Source organism: Arcticibacter sp., assembly GCF_053551015.1.
Genome location: NZ_JBMQOB010000018.1, coordinates 132,252 through 150,853 on the forward strand (window position 1 = coordinate 132,252; position 18,602 = coordinate 150,853).

Here is an 18,602-nt window from a genome sequence, read left to right on the forward strand (position 1 = left end):
GATGCTGTTGATGATACAAGTATCTGTAAACGAAAATTGAAAACAAATACCTAAGCAACAATAATTGGCGAAAGCGTCGGCAATATGTGTTTCCCAAAGTATTTACAAAATGACTTAAGCGGGCAGATATCACATTTGGGACTTCTCGCTACGCAAATATACCTTCCATGCAGTATGAGCCAGTGGTGGGCAACGCCAAGCGTCTCTTTCGGCAGGTATTTTACTAACTGTTTTTCTACAGCCAAAGGCGTAGTTGCCCTTGTAGTCAGTCCCAGCCTGTTGGCGACTCTGAAGACGTGCGTATCTACTGCAATTGCAGGAGCATCATAGATGACCGAAGCAATTACATTAGCAGTTTTTCTGCCTACTCCCGGCAGTTTTTGCAGTTGTTCGACGTCTGAGGGGATGACTCCGTTAAAATCCGATATAAGCATTTTGGCCATACCGACAAGATGCTTCGCCTTATTATTCGGATAGCTGACTGACCTGATGTACGTGAAGACCTCATCCGAAGTGGATGCCGCGAGCGAATATGCATCAGGAAAGCGATCAAATAAGGCAGGTGTTATCTGATTTATTCTTTTATCAGTACATTGGGCTGAAAGAATTACAGCCACAAGCAGCTCGTAAGAATTGGAATAGCGAAGCTCTGTTTGAGCATCTGGTTGATGCGCAGAAAAGTAATCAACAAAAGCCTTCACACGGTCTTTTTTTCGCATGAGCAAAGTAACGAATACGCTTTATAATTTTTGCGTCAGAGAATAGGCTTTTATAAAATTGATTGATGTTTCTGAGGGCTCTCTAATCTCCTTGTCTAATTCTTCCTTTAAAAGCATGTAGAACGAAAGCTCGTCCGAAGTTAAAGCCTCAAGGGTTTCACTTTGAAAGTCATCGGCTGGATAAAGGCCGGAAGAGAGTGTAGAGAATTGTATCATAAGCAATGCCGTTGTTATATTAAACTAACGGCATTGCTAGGTAAATTATTTTGAAGACCTTAAAATAATGTTCTTGTCAAATAGATTTGATACTCAGTTCCTTAGCTTCAAACATCTTTCTTAGGTTGTTCAGAGCGTAACGCATCCTCCCAAGAGCAGTGTTGATGCTGACATGTGTTATCTCAGCAATCTCCTTAAAACTCATATCTCCGTAATGTCTCATGATCAAAACCTCTTTCTGCTCATCCGGCAGTAGTTGGATCATTTTTCTCAAGTCTTGATGAGTCTGATCTCTTACCATTTGATCCTCGATGCTTTCATCATAGAAGCCCAGCACATCAAAGATGTCAAACCCATCTCCGTTGGTAATAACAGGGGTTCGCTTTTCCTTTCTGAAATAGTCGATAACCAGGTTATGAGCTATCCTTAACACCCATGGTAGAAACTTACCTTCCTCGTTGTATTTTCCGGTTTTTAAGGTGTTGATGACTTTGATGAAGGTGTCCTGGAAAATATCCTCTGCCAGATATTGATCCTTAACCAACATGTAAATAGATGTATATATCTTGGATTTGTGTCTGCTAACCAACTCTTCCAAACCCGTCTCCTGACCAGCTATATAAATATGTATAAGCTCCTGGTCGCTTTTCCCTTGAAGTTTCATAGGACTCCTCTCTTAATTTGCTTATTATAATTACTAAAAAGTATAGAGTAGAGTTTTATCCAAATTGTCTTTTTATGCTAAAGAGTTGTGTGTGTAGAGAATAATTATATCAAATATAACAAAATATAATCTTTCATGTGACAATATTTTTGTTACAACCAGGTTATAGTAACTGGCTCCGCTTTGTGTGTCTTTATCCTTTTTCTTTGATAAAATTACCGAAAAAAGAGCTGATTAAAGTGCCTCAAATGTTAAGATATGTTAAAGCACTGACCCTACCTTGGGCGACTAACGCTTACCTTTGTATCAAACCAAGATCATTGCATGAATATTGAATCAGAACAAGATCCAAGACACGCTATTCTAATTAAGGGCGCACGCGTTCATAATTTAAAAAACATAGATGTAAATATTCCAAAAAATAAGCTGGTGGTTATAACCGGTTTGTCAGGCTCTGGCAAGTCCTCCCTAGCTTTCGATACGCTCTATGCTGAGGGGCAACGTCGCTACGTGGAAAGTCTTTCATCCTACGCAAGGCAATTCATGGGTAGGATGAACAAGCCGGATGTCGATTACATCCGCGGGATTGCACCCGCCATTGCGATTGAACAAAAAGTAATTACCAGTAATCCACGTTCTACGGTTGGAACTTCTACGGAGATATATGACTATCTGAAGCTGTTGTTCTCTCGTATAGGGAAGACGATTTCGCCCGTTTCAGGACAAGTAGTAAAGCGCGATTCTGTAACAACGGTTATCAACTACATCACCTCTTTACCTGAAGGAGATTCCGTAACAATTCTTTGCCCTCTCCATCCGCATAACAACCGTAGCCTGAAAGAAGAGCTTGCAGTCCTTCTACAAAAAGGATTTGTACGCGTCCAGAAAGACGATAAGCTCACGCGTATAGAGGAACTTCTGGAAGATTCAAGCCTGAAAAACGATAAGCTGACAAATAGCGACCTTGTAAAAATAGTAATCGACCGTATAACAATCAGTGAAGACGACGATACCGTCAGCCGCCTCGGCGATTCTATTCAGACGGCGTTCTTTGAAGGTAAAGGCGACTGCTTTGTCGAATATAAAGGCGATATGCGGTTTTTCTGCGATCGCTTCGAACTCGATGGAATCCGTTTTGAAGAACCAAGCCCTAATTTTTTCAGTTTCAATAATCCATACGGTGCTTGTAAGCGCTGCGAAGGATTCGGAAGGGTTATCGGCATAGATGAAGACCTTGTCGTTCCGGATAAGAGTAAGTCCGTCTACGATGGCGCAATCGCTCCATGGAGAGGGGAGAAGATGGGGACCTGGCTTCAGGAATTTTTAAAAAGCGCGCTAAAGTTCAACTTTCCGGTACACCGCGCGTTCAATCAGCTTACGGATGAAGAACGGCAATTGCTTTGGACAGGAAATAAATACTTCAGGGGACTAAATGATTTTTTCGCAGAACTCGAATCTCAAACATATAAGATTCAATATCGCGTGATGCTCTCCAGGTACCGTGGAAAGACGAATTGCCCTGAGTGTAAAGGGAGTCGGCTCAGAAAGGATGCCTCTTACGTAAAGATCGCAGGAAAGTCGATTACCGATCTTGTTCTCATGCCACTTGATTCCTCTTTAGACTTCTTCAATTCACTAGACCTGACAGCTAACGAAACCAAAATAGCAAAGCGCCTGCTTGCTGAAATTACGAGCCGTGTCAGCTTTCTAAATGACGTTGGTCTTGGTTACCTAACTCTTAACCGACTTTCCAACACCCTTTCCGGTGGAGAGTCCCAACGAATCAATCTGGCAACCTCTTTAGGTAGCTCACTGGTTGGTTCCGTCTATGTTCTTGATGAACCGAGTATAGGTCTTCATCCAAGAGATACGCATAGATTAATCGGAGTACTCAAATCCCTCCGCAATGTCGGTAACACGGTATTGGTGGTGGAGCATGAAGAAGAAATGATGAAGGCAGCAGACCATTTAATCGACATCGGCCCTGATGCAGGAACTAACGGTGGACATCTCGTTTTTTCGGGAGATTACCAGCAGATCTTAACCGATGAGAAGAGTCTGACCGGAAAATATCTAAGTGGACGGGAGGAAATTGCAGTTCCATCAAAACGACGTAACTGGACAGACTTTATCGAAGTAAAAGGAGCGAGAGAGAATAACCTCAAAAGTATTGATGTGAAATTCCCCCTTAACGTGTTTACATGCGTTACCGGAGTTTCCGGATCTGGCAAGACCTCATTGGTGAAAAGGATTTTACAACCTGCTCTGCAGAAAGTTATCGGTAACTACTCAGGCGAGCAGACTGGCGCATACGATAGCCTCGAAGGAAACTTCGACAGCATTGATCATGTGGAATTGGTAGATCAGAATCCGATCGGCCGTTCTTCCCGCTCAAACCCGGTGACATATGTGAAGGCTTATGATGATATAAGAAACCTTTTCGCTTCTCAACCCTCCGCTAAGGCAGCTGGACTCAAACCCGCAGCTTTCTCATTCAACGTAGAAGGTGGACGCTGCGACGTTTGTCAGGGTGAGGGTGAGGTGAAGATAGAAATGCAGTTCATGGCCGACTTATTCCTGCCCTGTGAAGCATGTCAGGGCCAGAGGTTCAAGCAACACGTTCTCGATATTGAATACAAAGAGAAAAATATATCCGCGGTTCTCGATTTCACCATTGAAGAGGCGCTGGAGTTTTTCAAAGATGAACCTAAGATCACCAGCAAGATTCAGCCTTTGGTAGACGTAGGTCTGGGATATGTGCATCTGGGTCAGTCATCTAATACGCTCTCCGGGGGTGAAGCTCAGCGCATCAAGTTGGCATCGTTCCTGATCAAGGGAAATAACCGTAGTAAAACCTTGTTTATCTTCGATGAGCCAACAACAGGCTTGCATTTTCACGATATAAAGAAGCTGCTTCAATCTCTAAATGCACTTTTAGATCAGGGGAACACCATCCTGGTCATAGAGCATAATGTCGATGTTATTAAATGTGCCGATTGGGTGATCGACATCGGTCCCGAAGGGGGAGACCGGGGCGGAAATCTTGTCTTTGAAGGTCTCCCGGAAGATCTTGCCAAGGTAAGCGAATCTTATACAGGCGCTTTCCTTAAAGATGTGTTAGCATGATATAAACATTAGATAGCCAATTGTGAAAATCTATGGCCCGGCTCCAGGATTATCACTATATTGGCTATCCTCAATGATTTAGGGAAATCCGGTTATTCCTATAACTGGTCCCCTATAGATTCAATAATTCAAAATGAACGAACAATCCAAACTAATTCGTATTCAGGCAGAACGAAGCCCTAATCGTGAACATTCTGTGCCCTTATATCTTACTTCCAGCTTCGTCTTCGATGACGCTGAGCAAGGAAGAGCCGTATTTGCAGACGAAGAACCAGGGATCATTTACTCCCGTTATTCCAATCCCAATACAAACGAATTAATTGATAAAGTGTGTATGCTCGAGGGGGCAGAAGCCGGTCTCGCCTTTTCATCAGGTATGGCCGCAGTATTTGCTTCCTTGGCCGGACTTCTTAAAAGTGGAGACCACGTCCTTGCCTGCAGGTCAATTTTTGGCTCTACGCATCAGCTATTGACGCAGTTACTTCCCAGGTGGGGCATAACCAGCTCCTACGTGGATGCACTAGCTCCCGAAACATGGGAAGCTGCCATAAGACCAGAAACAAAGATGATATTTCTGGAAACTCCTTCAAACCCAGGCCTCGAGCTCGTTGATCTTGAATGGCTGGGAAGCCTGAAGAAAAAGTACCCTCATATCATTCTGAATGTTGATAACTGCTTCGCAACTCCATATCTGCAGAAACCTCTGCAGTACGGTATTGACATCGTGTCACACTCCGCAACCAAATATATGGACGGCCAGGGGAGAGTGCTCGGTGGTCTTATTGCTGGTAGGGGTGACCTGATAAAAGAACTTCTTTTCTTCATCAGACATACCGGACCTGCCATGTCTGCCTTCAACGCCTGGATTTTTTCGAAAAGTCTGGAGACTCTACCTATCCGTATGGACAGGCACTGTAGTTCTGCTCTTAAACTGGCGCAAATGCTGGATACACATCCCGAAATTGAGGTGGTGAGATATCCTCATCTGCCTTCCCATCCGCAGTACGAACTGGCTAAACGGCAAATGAAGCAGGGAGGTGGGATCGTAACTTTCATCGTAAAAGGTGGATTCGATCGGGCGAAGAAATTTCTGGATGCATTGCAGATGGTTCTGATCACATCTAACCTCGGTGATTCTCGTACTATAGGAACACACCCGGCTTCTACAACGCATTCAAAGCTGTCAGAGAATGAAAGACAGGCCATAGGTATTTACCCTGGGTCTATACGCGTTTCTGTGGGTCTGGAAGATGCCGACGATATTATTAACGATATTAACCAAGCACTAGAACGTTCTAAATAATCAGATATGAAAATCGAGTTAAACCGGTTAAATAATGCTGTGCACCTGGCTGCTACAGCGCCTTCTTCTCCAGTTAAAGTTCATATTGACGGATCTCCGGAAATCGGAGGTGAAGGACTTGGAGTAAGACCCATGGAGCTCGTATTGATGGCTCTGGGCTCCTGCAGCTCCTTCGACCTGATATCTATTTTGAATAAACAGCGGCAGGAAATTCAGGATATATCTGTCGACGTGGAAGCAGATAGGGCTGATGCTGTACCTGCCGTATTCACGCACATCAGGATGGCTTTTAAGCTAAAGGGAAATATCGATCAGGCAAAGGCTGAGAAAGCAGCAGAACTCGCCGTAAAGAAATACTGCTCTGTGCATGATATGCTGGCAGCAGGAGGCGTGAAGATCGACTATATGATTCAGATCGTTCCGGCTACTTAAGATTCCAGATCTTCTCGGCTTTACACCCGATAAGCCAGAAAGAAATAGCTAGTATTCCGAAGAATATGGCTTTATCCGTCCTGTCCCACATGTATTCAAAATACCGTGTGTAGATATTAATAAGCAGAAAGGTGATCCCAAATTCCCTGGCGATTTCATCTTTCTGCTTTAAACCATAGAGCATCACACCTAATGATGCGACCGAGGATATAATCCCCCAGGATACCAGGTCTACCTGATCTGTTTTCAACCAGTCTTCAATCGTTGCAAGATTCCCGAAAATAGAGAGGATCCATAAAGAGATGAAGAAGTAGAATAAACCAATTACGTATGTGAGTGAGTTAAACCCAGGTAGCTTTCTATAGTGCTCAAGTAGTAGCCCCGCAGCAGTCAGCACAGCACCAAATACCACGAATCTGAGCGGGTAATTTAATCCGAAGAAATAATTTCCCCAATTTGTCTGATAGCCGGTTTCGGTACCAAACCAGCTGCCTAAAGATATCAAAGCGAAAGCCCAGATCAGCTTTGACTGGAATTTCAAGGCCAGCGCACCGTATACAAAAACGGAAAGCAGGAAGAGAGATGAGAAGTGTCCTGACCCATTATCAAGTGCCTTCCCCACAAATGCAATACTGATCGCTGTGAAAAGTACCCCGGAGAAGAGTGTGGCTTCATTACTAAACTGTCTTTCAGGAAACCTGGCCTTCTGACGCTGGCCATAGTAGTACATCCAGGCCGCAATCCCGGCTGCAGCAACACTGATCAGTATATCAGGGGTATTATACAGACTTTGCAGAAGGTCGATAATCGCATCATTGATAACCAGAGAAGCCACGGCTATCAGTCCGCAGGCAAGTGCAATCCAGAAGGAATACTGTGCCAGTCGCCGCCAGTCAAATTGCTTAACGGCGTAAGAAGAACGTAACTGCTCTGCTTTCGCCGCATCAATCAGTCCTTCTTCTTCCCAGTATTTAATCGTACTGTCCAGGAATTCTGCTTCAGGTTTATCAATGTTTAGGTTTTTCATAGGCGATCGGTGCTAACGCAAGAGGTTTAAAACAGCGACTTTGTCCTGGCTGATCTGGTCAGTCAGCTTCTGGAGTGAATGGAACTTCATATCCCCCCTTAAAAAGTACAGAAAGTGCACGCGTATGTTCTGGCCGTAGATATCTCTATCAAAATCGAAAATATTGATCTCAATATTTCTACTCATGCCATTTAGGGTTGGTCGGGTGCCAATATATCCCATTCCCTTGTACAATCCCTTACTTTCCGGATATTCCTCTACCATAACTGCGTAAATTCCATCTGCAGGGATCAGCTTGTAAGTCTCCTGGAGAAACAGGTTAGCTGTTGGAAAACCAATAGTCCGGCCTATTTGATCGCCTTTAATAACAAGGCCTGTCAAATGAAAAGGATAGCCAAGGAAGTCCTGTGCCGTAGTCACGTCACCCGCCGTCAGAGCCTGTCTTACTTTGGTCGAACTTACTGCAACATCATGAATATCTTCTTCTGTAATCTCTTCAACCTGGAATCCGAATAAAGGTGCGCATGCCTCCAATTTGGCAAAATCACCCTCTCTATCCTTACCAAAGTGATGGTCATAACCGATGATAATCTTTTTTGTGCCGATCTTATTGACCAAAATTTGACTGATGTAATCGTTTGGAGAGAGATTTGAAAAATCTCTCGTGAAAGGGGTCACAATGAGATGATCTACTCCCAATTCCTCAATAAGCTCTTGCTTCTCTTCAATTGTGGTAATCAGCTTCAGACTCTGGTCTTCGGGGTGAAGAATCATCCTGGGATGTGGAAAGAACGTAAGGATGACACTCTCGCCCCCCATGCGCTTCGCTTCTTCTACAAGTCTTTTGATGATCTTGCGGTGGCCCTGATGAACGCCATCAAACGTACCTATGGTGACAACAGCAGTTTCAAGCTTTTGAAACTCATCAATGTGCTTATAGACTTTCATTCTCTTTCAGACTTCTGATATGTCCGGAAAGCTCCATAACTTCAAATGCTTTTTCTATCCGGAAATCTCCGCTCCTTGTTCTTCTCAATCTCGACAGATAGGCACCGTTGTTCAGTTTTCTGCCGAAATCATAAACCAGCGACCGGATATAGGTTCCTTTGCTGCATACTACGCGGAACTCTACTTCCGGCAATTCAATCCTCGTAATCTCAAATGATGAAATGGTCACCTGTCTCGATTTCATCTCAACAGCTTCGCCCCTTCTCGCCTTTTGATAAACGCGCTCGCCGTCAATCTTTACTGCAGAAAATGCAGGGGGAAACTGCGTTATTTCACCAATGAACGCGTTGCAGGTGTCCCGTATAGATTCTTCACTTAGTCCGTCGATCGGATAAGTGGCATCCACTTCCGTCTCCAGATCATAAGATGGCGTTGTTGCCCCAAGGATCATAGTTCCGGTATATTCCTTCTCCTGAGCCTGAAATTCGTCTATTTTTTTGGTGAGTTTACCTGTGCAGATAATCAATAATCCCGTGGCTAAAGGATCCAGCGTGCCCGCGTGTCCAACCTTCAGTTTCAGTGGTTTGAAAGCATTTCTGATCTTACTTACCACGTCAAAACTCGTCCAGCGGTAAGGCTTATTCACTAACAGGAGTTCTCCGTCTACAAAATTGAATGGCGGGAACTCAGTTTTCTTTTCTTCTATATCCATCACATAACCTGCAGATCAATGCCTGCCAGGAGCAAAATTACAATAATCCCGCCAACAACGATGCGGTACCAGCCGAAGGCTCTGAATCCATATTTCGTTACAAAGCCAATAAAGCTCTTGATTGCGATGATCGCAACAACAAAACCAATGATGTTCCCGATCAGTAACAGGTTAATTTGTTCCCCGCTTAGTTCATAACCGCTCTTGTAAAAATCATAAAGCTTCTTGCTGGTCGCGCCAAACATGGTCGGCACGGCAAGAAAGAATGAAAACTCGGCCGCAGCTTTACGGGATAGCTTTTGAGACATACCACCTACGATAGTAGCTCCCGAACGGGAAACACCCGGAATCATAGCCAGGCACTGTAACAGACCGATCTTGAAAGCAGTAGGATAGGTGATTTCATCCGTAGAATCAATGGTAGGCTTATTGAACCACTTGTCTGCAAACAACAGGATGATTCCTCCTAATACCAATGATATCGCTACAGCCAGCGGACTTTCCAGCAGCTGGTCGATCGTATCGCTCAGCAATAAGCCAAAAACGGCAGCCGGGATAAACGCAACCAGGAGTTTGAAGTAGAAATCAAAACTTTGGAAAAAGCGTTTGAAGTACAATACAACAACAGAAAGGATCGTCCCCAACTGGATCACGATAGTGAATAGCTTTACGAATTCATCATTTGCGATTCCCATGAGGGAAGAGCCGATGATCATATGGCCGGTCGAAGAAACAGGCAAAAACTCGGTAAGGCCTTCAATGATGGCCAGAATAATAGCTTCAATAAAGTTCATTTTTCCTATTTACGCTTTTTCAAAATGGCGAAAAAGCCGATAGTAAAGCCGATAACTACCACGATCGGGGCCAGAACGATCTTACGGAATTCGTAGATGTCTGTCGTGCCGCTCATGAGAAAAAAACCAATCGTAACAACTGCTATGCTCAGCAGTAAAAGACGGTAATTGCTTTTGTCGAAAACAAACTGAGCTTGTTTCTGCTCGGTGGTTTCCAGAAGAGGTTTCTTTGCCATTATTTATAGAGATCGTAAATTTTCAAACGTAAATATTTGCTCACTGCGAACCATGTACTGGCTGTTGAGATCAGAATTCCTGTTCCCAAAACAATCAGGAACACAACTCCGAATTCAAACCAGTTCCGGAGAATCACCAGTTCCGGTATCTGCTGCTGAGCCAGATACAAGGTCAGCAATAGTAATATGATAGCAATTAAGCCTCCCAGGAAGCCGTGAAGGATTCCGTAACCAATAAAAGGCGCACGGATAAACCCTTTGGTGGCGCCCACCAGCTGCATACTTTTAATCAGGAACCTTTGCGAATAGATCGCCAGACGTATGGTATTATTGATCAGCGCCACGGCAATGATCATCAATACACCTGCAAAAGCCAAAATAACAAGACCGATCAGCTTCAGGTTCTGGTTCACCATATCAATTAACGACTTCTGATAGATCACCTCCTTCACAAGCGGATTCTTTGTCAGTTCTCCGCTCAGTTTCTCGATGCTCGCGTTATTCGCATAGTCCGCCCGCATGTAAACATCAATGGAAGATAGCAGGGGGTTGTAGCCAAGAAACTCCACAAATTCCTCTCCAAGATCCTTTTGTAAATTCCTCGCAGCAAGTTCTTTACTTACATACTGTGTTTTCAGAATGTAAGGGTTTGTATCCAGCTGCTTCTGAAGAGCAAGTACGTCAACCTCCTTCGCCCCGTCGCTAACAATGATATTTAAAACGATGTTTTCTTTCACATAGTTAGACAAGTTCCGGGCATGAACAAGGATCAGTCCCAGAAGGCCTATCATTAACAAAACCAGTGCAATACTGATCACTGTTGATATATAAACCGGCTTGGTCTTTTTTGAGTAAGCGCTCCTCTCGAATTCTTCCATAGTGCTTTTTTAAGATATGCGAAAATAGGAAATAGTTTGGAAGTATGGAAGTTGGCTCCCGCGACTCTAAATCAATTTTACTATTTTCGCAATCCAAAGAATTTGAATCACATGGATTACCAGTTTAGAGACATTGAAAACAAGTGGCAGCAGTTCTGGGCCGAAAACCAAACGTACAAAGTAGACAATGCATCAGAAAAACCAAAGTATTATGTACTCGATATGTTTCCTTACCCTTCAGGGGCAGGACTTCACGTAGGACATCCCCTTGGCTATATTGCATCTGATATTTTTGCCCGCTTTAAAAGACTGCGCGGTTTCAATGTGCTTCATCCGATGGGTTATGATTCATTCGGACTTCCGGCAGAGCAGTACGCTATTCAAACCGGTCAGCACCCCGCAATTACCACTGTTGATAATATCGCTACATATCGCCGTCAGCTTGATCAGTTAGGCTTCTCTTTTGACTGGAGCCGCGAAGTACGTACCAGTGATCCTGAATATTACAAATGGACGCAGTGGATCTTCATGCAGCTGTTCAACTCATGGTATGATATGGAAGCAGACAAGGCAAAATCTGTCGACCTGCTTATTGAACATTTCCGCACAAACGGAAGTGCAGGCATCTCTGCAGTGTCAGACGAGGATACCCGATCTTTTACTGCTGACGAATGGAACAGTATGTCTGAACAGGAACAACAGCAGGAACTGCTGAAATACCGTCTGACATTCCTTAAAGAGAGTACCGTCAACTGGTGCCCTGCATTGGGGACCGTTCTCGCGAACGACGAAGTGAAAGAAGGTTTTTCTGAGCGCGGTGGTCACCCTGTCGAACAAAAGAAAATGTGGCAGTGGAGCATGCGGATTACCGCTTATGCTGATCGCCTCCTGAAAGGTATCGACTGTATCGACTGGCCGGAACCGCTTAAGGAAATGCAGCGCAACTGGATTGGTAAGAGCATAGGTGCATCCGTGAAGTTCCCGGTGGAGAACAGCGACAAGATCATCGAGGTCTTCACTACCCGTGTAGATACCATCTATGGCGTAAGCTTTCTCGTGATTGCACCCGAACATGAATTCGTTAGCTCCCTCACCACTGCTGAGCAAAAGAACGAGATCGAGGATTATATCAATAAAACAAAAAAGAAGTCAGAGCTTGACCGCATGGCTGATACCAAAACCGTATCAGGCGCATTTACCGGCACATACGCATTGAACCCATTAAACGGAGAGAAGATTCCGGTCTGGATCGCAGACTATGTTCTTGCCGGCTACGGAACAGGTGCTGTAATGGCTGTGCCTTCGGGAGATCAGCGCGATTGGCTTTTTGCAAAGCAATTCAACCTTCCTGTCATTCAGATCCTCGACGCTCAGAAAGATATAGAGGAAACGGCCGACGCTACCAAGGAAGGTAAATATATTAACTCCGGTATCATTAACGGCCTTACTTATGAAGAAGCGCTTCCTGTCTTGATCCAGAAGCTCGAAGAGCTTGGTGCAGGAAGAGCAAAAATTCAGTACCGTATGCGCGATGCCATCTTTGGTCGCCAGAGATACTGGGGCGAACCGGTTCCTGTATATTTCAAAGACAACTTGCCTTATCTGATCGATGAAGCTGAACTTCCTTTGTTGCTTCCCGAAGTAGATAAATACCTGCCTACAGAAGCGGGAGATCCGCCGCTGGGTCGCGCGCTCGACTGGAAGTACAAAGGGCAGTATGCTTATGAATTAAGCACCATGCCGGGATGGGCAGGATCAAGCTGGTATTGGTACCGTTACATGGCTTCTCCGGATGAACGTAAAGAAAATGCCTTCGCTTCAAAACAAGCTATAGGGTACTGGAAAGATGTGGATCTTTATATCGGAGGTTCAGAACATGCAACGGGACACCTTCTGTACAGCCGCTTCTGGAACAAGTTCCTGAAAGATTTGGGTTATGTTAATGAAGAAGAGCCTTTCAAGAAACTGATCAACCAGGGAATGATTCAGGGTAGATCGAACTTTGTCTATCGTGTGGCTGATGAAGAGGGAAGGGGAACCAACACCTTTGTATCCCACGGGCTAAGGGACCAGTATAAAACGACTGCTTTGCATGTCGACGTAAATATCGTGGAGAACGACATACTTGACCTGGAGAAGTTTAAAACCTTCCGTTCTGAGTTTGCAGATGCTGAATTTATCCTCGAAGGTGGAAAATACATCTGTGGCGTAGAAGTGGAAAAGATGTCAAAGTCGAAATTCAATGTCGTAAACCCTGATGATATCGTTGAACGCTACGGCGCTGACACTTTGAGACTTTATGAAATGTTCCTCGGACCGCTTGAACAAAGTAAGCCATGGAACACAAACGGTATCGAAGGCGTTTTCAAGTTTCTGAGAAAGTTCTGGAAACTGTTCCACGATGACCAGTTTAACTTCCGTGTCACAGATGCTGAGCCAACAAAGGCCGAGTTGAAGTCGCTTCACAAGATCATTAAAAAAGTAGAGGAAGATATCGAACGGTTCTCGTTCAATACCTCGGTCTCCAGCTTCATGATCTGCGTAAATGAACTGACGGAACTGAAATGCAACAAGCGTGCTATTCTGCAGGAACTCGTTATTGTTCTCGCGCCTTATGCACCCCATATCACAGAAGAACTGTGGCACTTACTTGGGCATCCGCAAGGATCCTTAAGCCACGCAGATTTTCCAAAGTTTGTGGCCGAATATCTTGTCGAAGATGAGTTTGCTTATCCGATCTCTGTAAATGGAAAAATGAGGATGAATCTGACTGTTTCATTGTCCCTTGAACCGGCAGAAGTTGAAAAGCTGGTTCTTCAGAATCAGGATGTGCAGAAATATCTTGACGGCAAATCACCAAAGAAAGTAATCGTCGTTAAGGGACGCATTGTTAATATCGTGGTCTGATAGAATAAAGCCGGTAGGACATAAAGGAGGGTGTATCATAAATCATGATCACCCTCTTTTCCGTTTAAGAGCTTTTCAGTTGAAAAGCTTAATCAAGTGCTGGGCTAATACAAGTGCCACCTTATGCGAATGAATCCTCGCTGACAACCGCAGGTAATCATGTCTATACTAAGCTGCAACCAAGCTGACAGAAACTGGTGACCTGCTTAGGTGTGTAGCCGCATTGTAGGCACCTTGTAGCCACGGTGTAGCCACGTTTTGCCGGGAAAAGGTGGCTACACCGTGGCTACAAGGTGGGGTCACCGTTGTTACACCCCTAAATAGGTCACACAGAAACCTCATGAAGATCCTTCCTTCGTTACACACAGAACCCCAGAAATAACTTAACAAGACTAGAGAATTTATGGAAGATGCCTCTAGTCCCCTCGGAACGAAAAGAGTGATCATGGTATATGATACACCCTCTTTTCGTTATATGATTATACTTGCACACGCTTTGCCACAACAAAGCCGGACTTCCGCTGTTAAGTTTAAAAAGTTGTCATGAATCGCATAAAGACGCTTGCCCTTTTAAACTTTCTGTTTTACATCATTGCTTTCGCTGTCTCCACACTGAGTCAGACAAATCTTATCAACAACAAGGACATCGGAGACGTGTCTGATAAGTACGATACGCTTTTTACTCCTGCGGGAATCACTTTCTCTATCTGGGGAGTGATCTACATAGCTTTGTTTGCATTCACTATTTATCATATCATCAAGGCCTTCCGGGAAGATCTCCTTTCAGAAGCCAATAAAGATACCGGCAGAATGGGAGTGATGTTCATGATCAACAACATCGCCACCGCTGCCTGGGTATTTGCCTGGGTTAACGAGCAGTTTATTCTCTCAGTGCTGCTGATGTTGATTCAGCTGACTACATTGATTGCTATCAACGTTCGGTTGAAAATTTTCAATCCGCACCGCTCTGTTTACGCTAAGATCTTTACCCATTTCCCGCTGGGTATCTATTTTGCCTGGATCTGCATCGCTACCATTGCCAACATCAGCTCAGCCCTTGTCGGTCTCGGCTGGGACGGCGGGGGCATCTCTCCCCGGTACTGGACCATTATCCTTATTGCAGGGGCAACCCTTATATCCACAGCAATCATCATCCTGAAAAAAAACGTATTCTTCGGTCTGGTGGTTATATGGGCTTTTTACGGGATCATCTTAAAGCACAATGAAGGCGACCCATCCCTCTACAAGGAGATAATCAGCGCAGCATGGGGCGGAATAGCCTGGGTGGGACTGGCAGAATGCATCCAGCTCTACATCAACTATACGCAGGCACAGAAAAGGCTCAATAAGTTGGCAGATCCAGATCAGCCTCCAGTATCAGATTGATCAGACCTCCTTTGAGGTTATACAGATTATTAAAGCCATACTTTTCCTGGAGTATCTCTATGGCGCGAACACTGCGAACACCCGACTTGCATATGAGCACTACCTTCTTGTCGCGTGCTACCTTGTCGCCTTTATCAGATATTTCTGCAAGCGGTATCAGCGTTCCGCCGATGTTCACGAGCTCAAATTCGTGGGGCTCACGTACGTCAATGATCTCCATCTCGACGCCTTCATCCTGCCAGTCCTGGAACTCGGCCGCTGAAATTTCCTTAAGAGGTGCTGCCTGCTTCCTGATGCCGCAGAAATGTTCATAATCGATCAATTCATTTATCGAAGGGTTCTCGCCGTTCAAGGGATTAGCGGGATCCCTTTTCAACTTAAATGTGCGTGATTCGAAACTTAATGCATCAAACGTGTAGAATCTGCCACTCAGGGGTTCACCTACGCCAGTAATTACCTTGATGACCTCCAGCGCTTGCAGACTCCCGATGATCCCGGGTAGAACGCCCAATACTCCTGCTTCTGCACAGTTCGGCACGGCGCCTGCTTCCGGGGGATTGGGATAGAGGTCTCTGTAGTTAGGTCCCCGTTCTCCCGCAGCATTCACGTAGTTGAAAACCGATACATGGCCTTCAAACTGATAAATAGATGCATACACATTGGGCTTATCCAGCAGGACGCTTACATCATTGACCAGATATCGAGTCGGGAAATTATCAGTACCGTCGGCAATCACATCATAATCGTGGGCAATCTCCAAAGCGTTTGCAGATGTAAAGAGGATTTGATATACTTCGATCTCAATATAGGGATTAAGAGAAAGCAATCGCTTCTTCGCTGCTTCAACTTTAGCTGTGCCCAGCTCTTCTACGCCGAAAAGCACCTGCCTGTGCAGGTTACTATCCTCTACAATGTCAGCGTCTATGATCCCGATATGTCCTACCCCTGCAGCAGCCAGGTAAAGGAGGAGAGGGCTGCCCAGGCCGCCTGCACCAACAACAAGAACGCGTGCGTTTTTTAGCTTCTCCTGAGCTGCCATGCCGAAATCCGGCATGATCACATGGCGGTTATAGCGTAGAAGTTCTTCTTTTGAAAACATAAATTCTTCTATTCTGATATTGCATTGCCGCCCGCAATTGCAGGAATGATGCTGATGAAAGATTCGTCGTGTACCTGAGTGTGATGACTGTCCAGTGTCCTGATGTCATCCTCACCTACGAAAATATTAATAAATGGGCGAATTGCACCGCTATTATCCTGAATGTGTTTTCTTACATCGGGATACGCCTGGTTGAGATTTTCAATGACTTCCTGAACCGTGCTGCCCGAAATGATAATTCTGGAGGTGTTGGAAGTGAACTTTCTTAAAGGTGTAGGAATAATTACTGTTGCCATATTGATGTTTGAGATGATTGAGGTATAGTGATGTTCAGGTGAAGCTCTTTGAACTCGCCGGAGCCGTCCAGGATCCAGCATCGTTCTTCCTTCACCATATTCCCCTTTAGTGGTATAATGATGTAAAAAAAGTTAGGTAAGGCCATCTTGGTATCCTCGGTAGACGGTATGGCCGGTGAATCAGGATGGGAGTGAAATATGCCAAGCAATGTCAGACCATGTGATTCAGCGAATTTTTCGGCCGCTATATAGGCCGATGAATTGATTCGAAAATGACTCTTCCTGTCGCCTGCGGAAACATTGTCGACCTCTGCAGCAAATAGTATGGATTTTCCATCTCCCCATAAAAAACCGCAGCACTCGTTGGGATAAGCTCCTTTGGCACTGATGCGGATCAAACTGTGAACAGCTGGATCCATCTGGACGCCACTGTCAAAATGCATAGTTCAGAGCTTTCAGTTCTTCCATTAGCGGAGATCCGGATAATGTCTCCTTAAGGAGAGAGGTAATGGCATTAAAATCACTGACTGAGCTCCCTTCCGCGGAAAGATGCTCCGGCTGAAGCCCCCATTTAAGGATCCTGACGGTATCTATTGGGTCAACCTCCCGAAGCGCACTTTGCGTAATTTCTCTTAAGCCGGACAAGAGAATATCGCGCGTTTCCTGCTCCCCTCCCAATGTTTCGAGGGTTCTGAGCAAAGCAAAGAGTGCGCCTGGATCTGCGGGCGGCAGTTGTGAAATAACGATGTCCCCTTCAGTATTCACCGACCGGGTTTTGCACTCATATACATTGATTAGCAGATTTAAATCCCCCGGATCTGACCAGTCCAGCTGACCTCTGAAAAACTTCTCGCAATATCCCTTAGGGTTGCCCTGGAAGATAACCGGTATGCGGCTTCCCCGCTGTTTGATGTAAAATAAAGCCACCTCCAGACTCTCAACCGGCCACTCCAGGTGACGTACGAGCGAAAACCTGCATTGTCCCTCACTGGAGCTAACGAGCGCATTTAGAAGAAGGTCTCCGGCTTCGGACACATTCTGGGCGGTAACGTACTTGCCTGGACTGTGAACGGAAAGGTAGGCCGCATCGACCGCATCTCTGAAGCCCATATTCATCAGGCTGTTTTCCAGAATATGGGTAAATCGAACCATCGAATATCTTACATGGCTTCGCCTGGCATAGGTATCCAGAATATACTCACAAACCTTCTTGGTTGCAGCATATACCTCCTCGGTATAATACCGGCTCGCTTTTCCTGTTGAAGAAAATGTACATTGTTTAACAAAGGAATAGCGCTCGCATGTTTTGATCAGGTTCCAGGTGCCCAGAATATTCGCTACAACAGTCTCCCTGACGTGGGTTTCAGCCCAACCAGGGTCACGCTGCGCGGCTGTATGAAAGATGAACTCAGGCCGGTAGAGCTCAAAAAGAGATTCCAGATCCTGCTCGTTGGACACGTCGGCCTGGACGTATCTGACATTATCATTTAAAAGGCCACCGCCGGGCGCCGGCTTCATGTCGACCACCACAATCAGTTTAATGCCGAATGCATCAAGCTTTTCCACCAGACACTGTCCTACGCAACCATAGCCAGTGACCAAACACACCGATCCGGCAAGCATATCCTGAAGTTCCATTTGAGGAACAGATAAGGTTCTTTTTGTTGTCGGCGTGAATGGATTTTCATCCAACCGCCCATCCTGATCGTATATTTCAATCAGATCACGGGTTAGATCTGTTAGTTCAGCCAAGGCTTCTTTTTCATGCACAAAAGGTGATAGTCCCCATATCTTCGCGTGTATAGTTTTCACCATATATTGTTGTCTTTATACCCATGGGTAAATATAGCTATATCGCG

The 18,602-nt window shown here is 45.1% G+C and carries 17 protein-coding genes; 5 read left to right on the forward strand and 12 right to left on the reverse strand.

Translation table 11 applies throughout. From position 1 onward, the window contains the following. Positions 1-50 precede the first annotated feature (50 nt). Both nth and ACO1NU_RS12385 read right to left on the reverse strand, forming a co-directional pair. Positions 51-719 carry an endonuclease III gene (gene nth, locus ACO1NU_RS12380; protein ID WP_448818801.1) on the reverse strand — a complete coding sequence of 223 codons (669 nt, stop codon included), beginning with the start codon at positions 717-719 and terminating at the stop codon, positions 51-53. Positions 720-1,011: 292 nt separating this feature from the next. Continuing rightward, complete coding sequence (locus ACO1NU_RS12385; protein WP_448818802.1) at positions 1,012-1,599, reverse strand: RNA polymerase sigma factor; 588 nt, start codon at positions 1,597-1,599, stop codon at positions 1,012-1,014. A 324-nt stretch (positions 1,600-1,923) separates the two neighbouring features. On the opposite strand from ACO1NU_RS12385, the gene uvrA reads away from it, so the two are divergent. The 3 genes from uvrA (at position 1,924) to ACO1NU_RS12400 (ending at position 6,460) form a co-directional block, all read left to right on the forward strand. Continuing rightward, positions 1,924-4,725 carry an excinuclease ABC subunit UvrA gene (gene uvrA / locus ACO1NU_RS12390; protein WP_448818803.1) on the forward strand — a complete coding sequence of 934 codons (2,802 nt, stop codon included), beginning with the start codon at positions 1,924-1,926 and terminating at the stop codon, positions 4,723-4,725. A 133-nt stretch (positions 4,726-4,858) separates the two neighbouring features. Further along, complete coding sequence (locus tag ACO1NU_RS12395) at positions 4,859-6,028, forward strand: trans-sulfuration enzyme family protein (protein WP_448818804.1); 1,170 nt, start codon at positions 4,859-4,861, stop codon at positions 6,026-6,028. A 6-nt stretch (positions 6,029-6,034) separates the two neighbouring features. Beyond that, complete coding sequence (locus ACO1NU_RS12400; RefSeq protein WP_448818805.1) at positions 6,035-6,460, forward strand: OsmC family protein; 426 nt, start codon at positions 6,035-6,037, stop codon at positions 6,458-6,460. Here the strand turns inward: ACO1NU_RS12400 and ACO1NU_RS12405 are convergent. Genes ACO1NU_RS12405 through ACO1NU_RS12430 form a run of 6 tightly spaced genes read right to left on the reverse strand, consistent with a single transcriptional unit; the run spans position 6,453 to position 11,055 of the window. Further along, on the reverse strand, positions 6,453-7,487 hold the full coding sequence (locus tag ACO1NU_RS12405) for a DUF2157 domain-containing protein (protein WP_448818806.1): 1,035 nt from the start codon (positions 7,485-7,487) through the stop codon (positions 6,453-6,455). The genes ACO1NU_RS12400 and ACO1NU_RS12405 overlap by 8 nt on opposite strands. 12 nt (positions 7,488-7,499) lie before the next feature. Next, on the reverse strand, positions 7,500-8,435 hold the full coding sequence (locus tag ACO1NU_RS12410; RefSeq protein ID WP_448818807.1) for a bifunctional riboflavin kinase/FAD synthetase: 936 nt from the start codon (positions 8,433-8,435) through the stop codon (positions 7,500-7,502). After that, on the reverse strand, positions 8,422-9,147 hold the full coding sequence (gene truB, locus ACO1NU_RS12415) for a tRNA pseudouridine(55) synthase TruB (RefSeq protein ID WP_448818808.1): 726 nt from the start codon (positions 9,145-9,147) through the stop codon (positions 8,422-8,424). The genes ACO1NU_RS12410 and truB overlap by 14 nt, the downstream gene beginning before the upstream one ends. Then, on the reverse strand, positions 9,147-9,941 hold the full coding sequence (locus ACO1NU_RS12420; RefSeq protein WP_448818809.1) for an undecaprenyl-diphosphate phosphatase: 795 nt from the start codon (positions 9,939-9,941) through the stop codon (positions 9,147-9,149). Before ACO1NU_RS12420 ends, truB begins: the two co-directional genes overlap by 1 nt. Positions 9,942-9,946: 5 nt before the next feature. Beyond that, complete coding sequence (locus ACO1NU_RS12425) at positions 9,947-10,177, reverse strand: DUF3098 domain-containing protein (protein WP_448818810.1); 231 nt, start codon at positions 10,175-10,177, stop codon at positions 9,947-9,949. Next, positions 10,177-11,055 (reverse strand): cell division protein FtsX, encoded by an 879-nt coding sequence (locus ACO1NU_RS12430; protein WP_448818811.1) that lies wholly within the window; start codon positions 11,053-11,055, stop codon positions 10,177-10,179. The genes ACO1NU_RS12425 and ACO1NU_RS12430 overlap by 1 nt, the downstream gene beginning before the upstream one ends. Positions 11,056-11,166: 111 nt before the next feature. Between ACO1NU_RS12430 and leuS the strand changes: the two genes are divergently transcribed. Beyond that, complete coding sequence (leuS, locus tag ACO1NU_RS12435) at positions 11,167-13,962, forward strand: leucine--tRNA ligase (protein ID WP_448818812.1); 2,796 nt, start codon at positions 11,167-11,169, stop codon at positions 13,960-13,962. Positions 13,963-14,505: 543 nt separating this feature from the next. Beyond that, positions 14,506-15,348, forward strand: coding sequence for a hypothetical protein (locus tag ACO1NU_RS12440; RefSeq protein ID WP_448818813.1), 843 nt, complete (start codon positions 14,506-14,508; stop codon positions 15,346-15,348). Here ACO1NU_RS12440 and moeB read toward each other — a convergent pair. The 4 genes from moeB to ACO1NU_RS12460 are packed head-to-tail and all read right to left on the reverse strand — an operon-like array spanning position 15,305 to position 18,558. Then, positions 15,305-16,447, reverse strand: coding sequence for a molybdopterin-synthase adenylyltransferase MoeB (moeB, locus tag ACO1NU_RS12445; RefSeq protein ID WP_448818814.1), 1,143 nt, complete (start codon positions 16,445-16,447; stop codon positions 15,305-15,307). The two genes, ACO1NU_RS12440 and moeB, sit on opposite strands and share 44 nt — an antisense overlap. A gap of 8 nt (positions 16,448-16,455) precedes the next feature. Then, on the reverse strand, positions 16,456-16,743 hold the full coding sequence (locus ACO1NU_RS12450; protein ID WP_448818815.1) for a MoaD/ThiS family protein: 288 nt from the start codon (positions 16,741-16,743) through the stop codon (positions 16,456-16,458). Further along, the gene (locus ACO1NU_RS12455) at positions 16,731-17,186 is read right to left on the reverse strand and encodes a M67 family metallopeptidase (protein ID WP_448818816.1); all 456 of its coding nucleotides are present in this window, start codon (positions 17,184-17,186) and stop codon (positions 16,731-16,733) included. Before ACO1NU_RS12455 ends, ACO1NU_RS12450 begins: the two co-directional genes overlap by 13 nt. Further along, on the reverse strand, positions 17,176-18,558 hold the full coding sequence (locus ACO1NU_RS12460; protein ID WP_448818817.1) for an NAD-dependent epimerase/dehydratase family protein: 1,383 nt from the start codon (positions 18,556-18,558) through the stop codon (positions 17,176-17,178). The genes ACO1NU_RS12455 and ACO1NU_RS12460 overlap by 11 nt, the downstream gene beginning before the upstream one ends. Between the last annotated feature and the right edge of the window lie 44 nt (positions 18,559-18,602).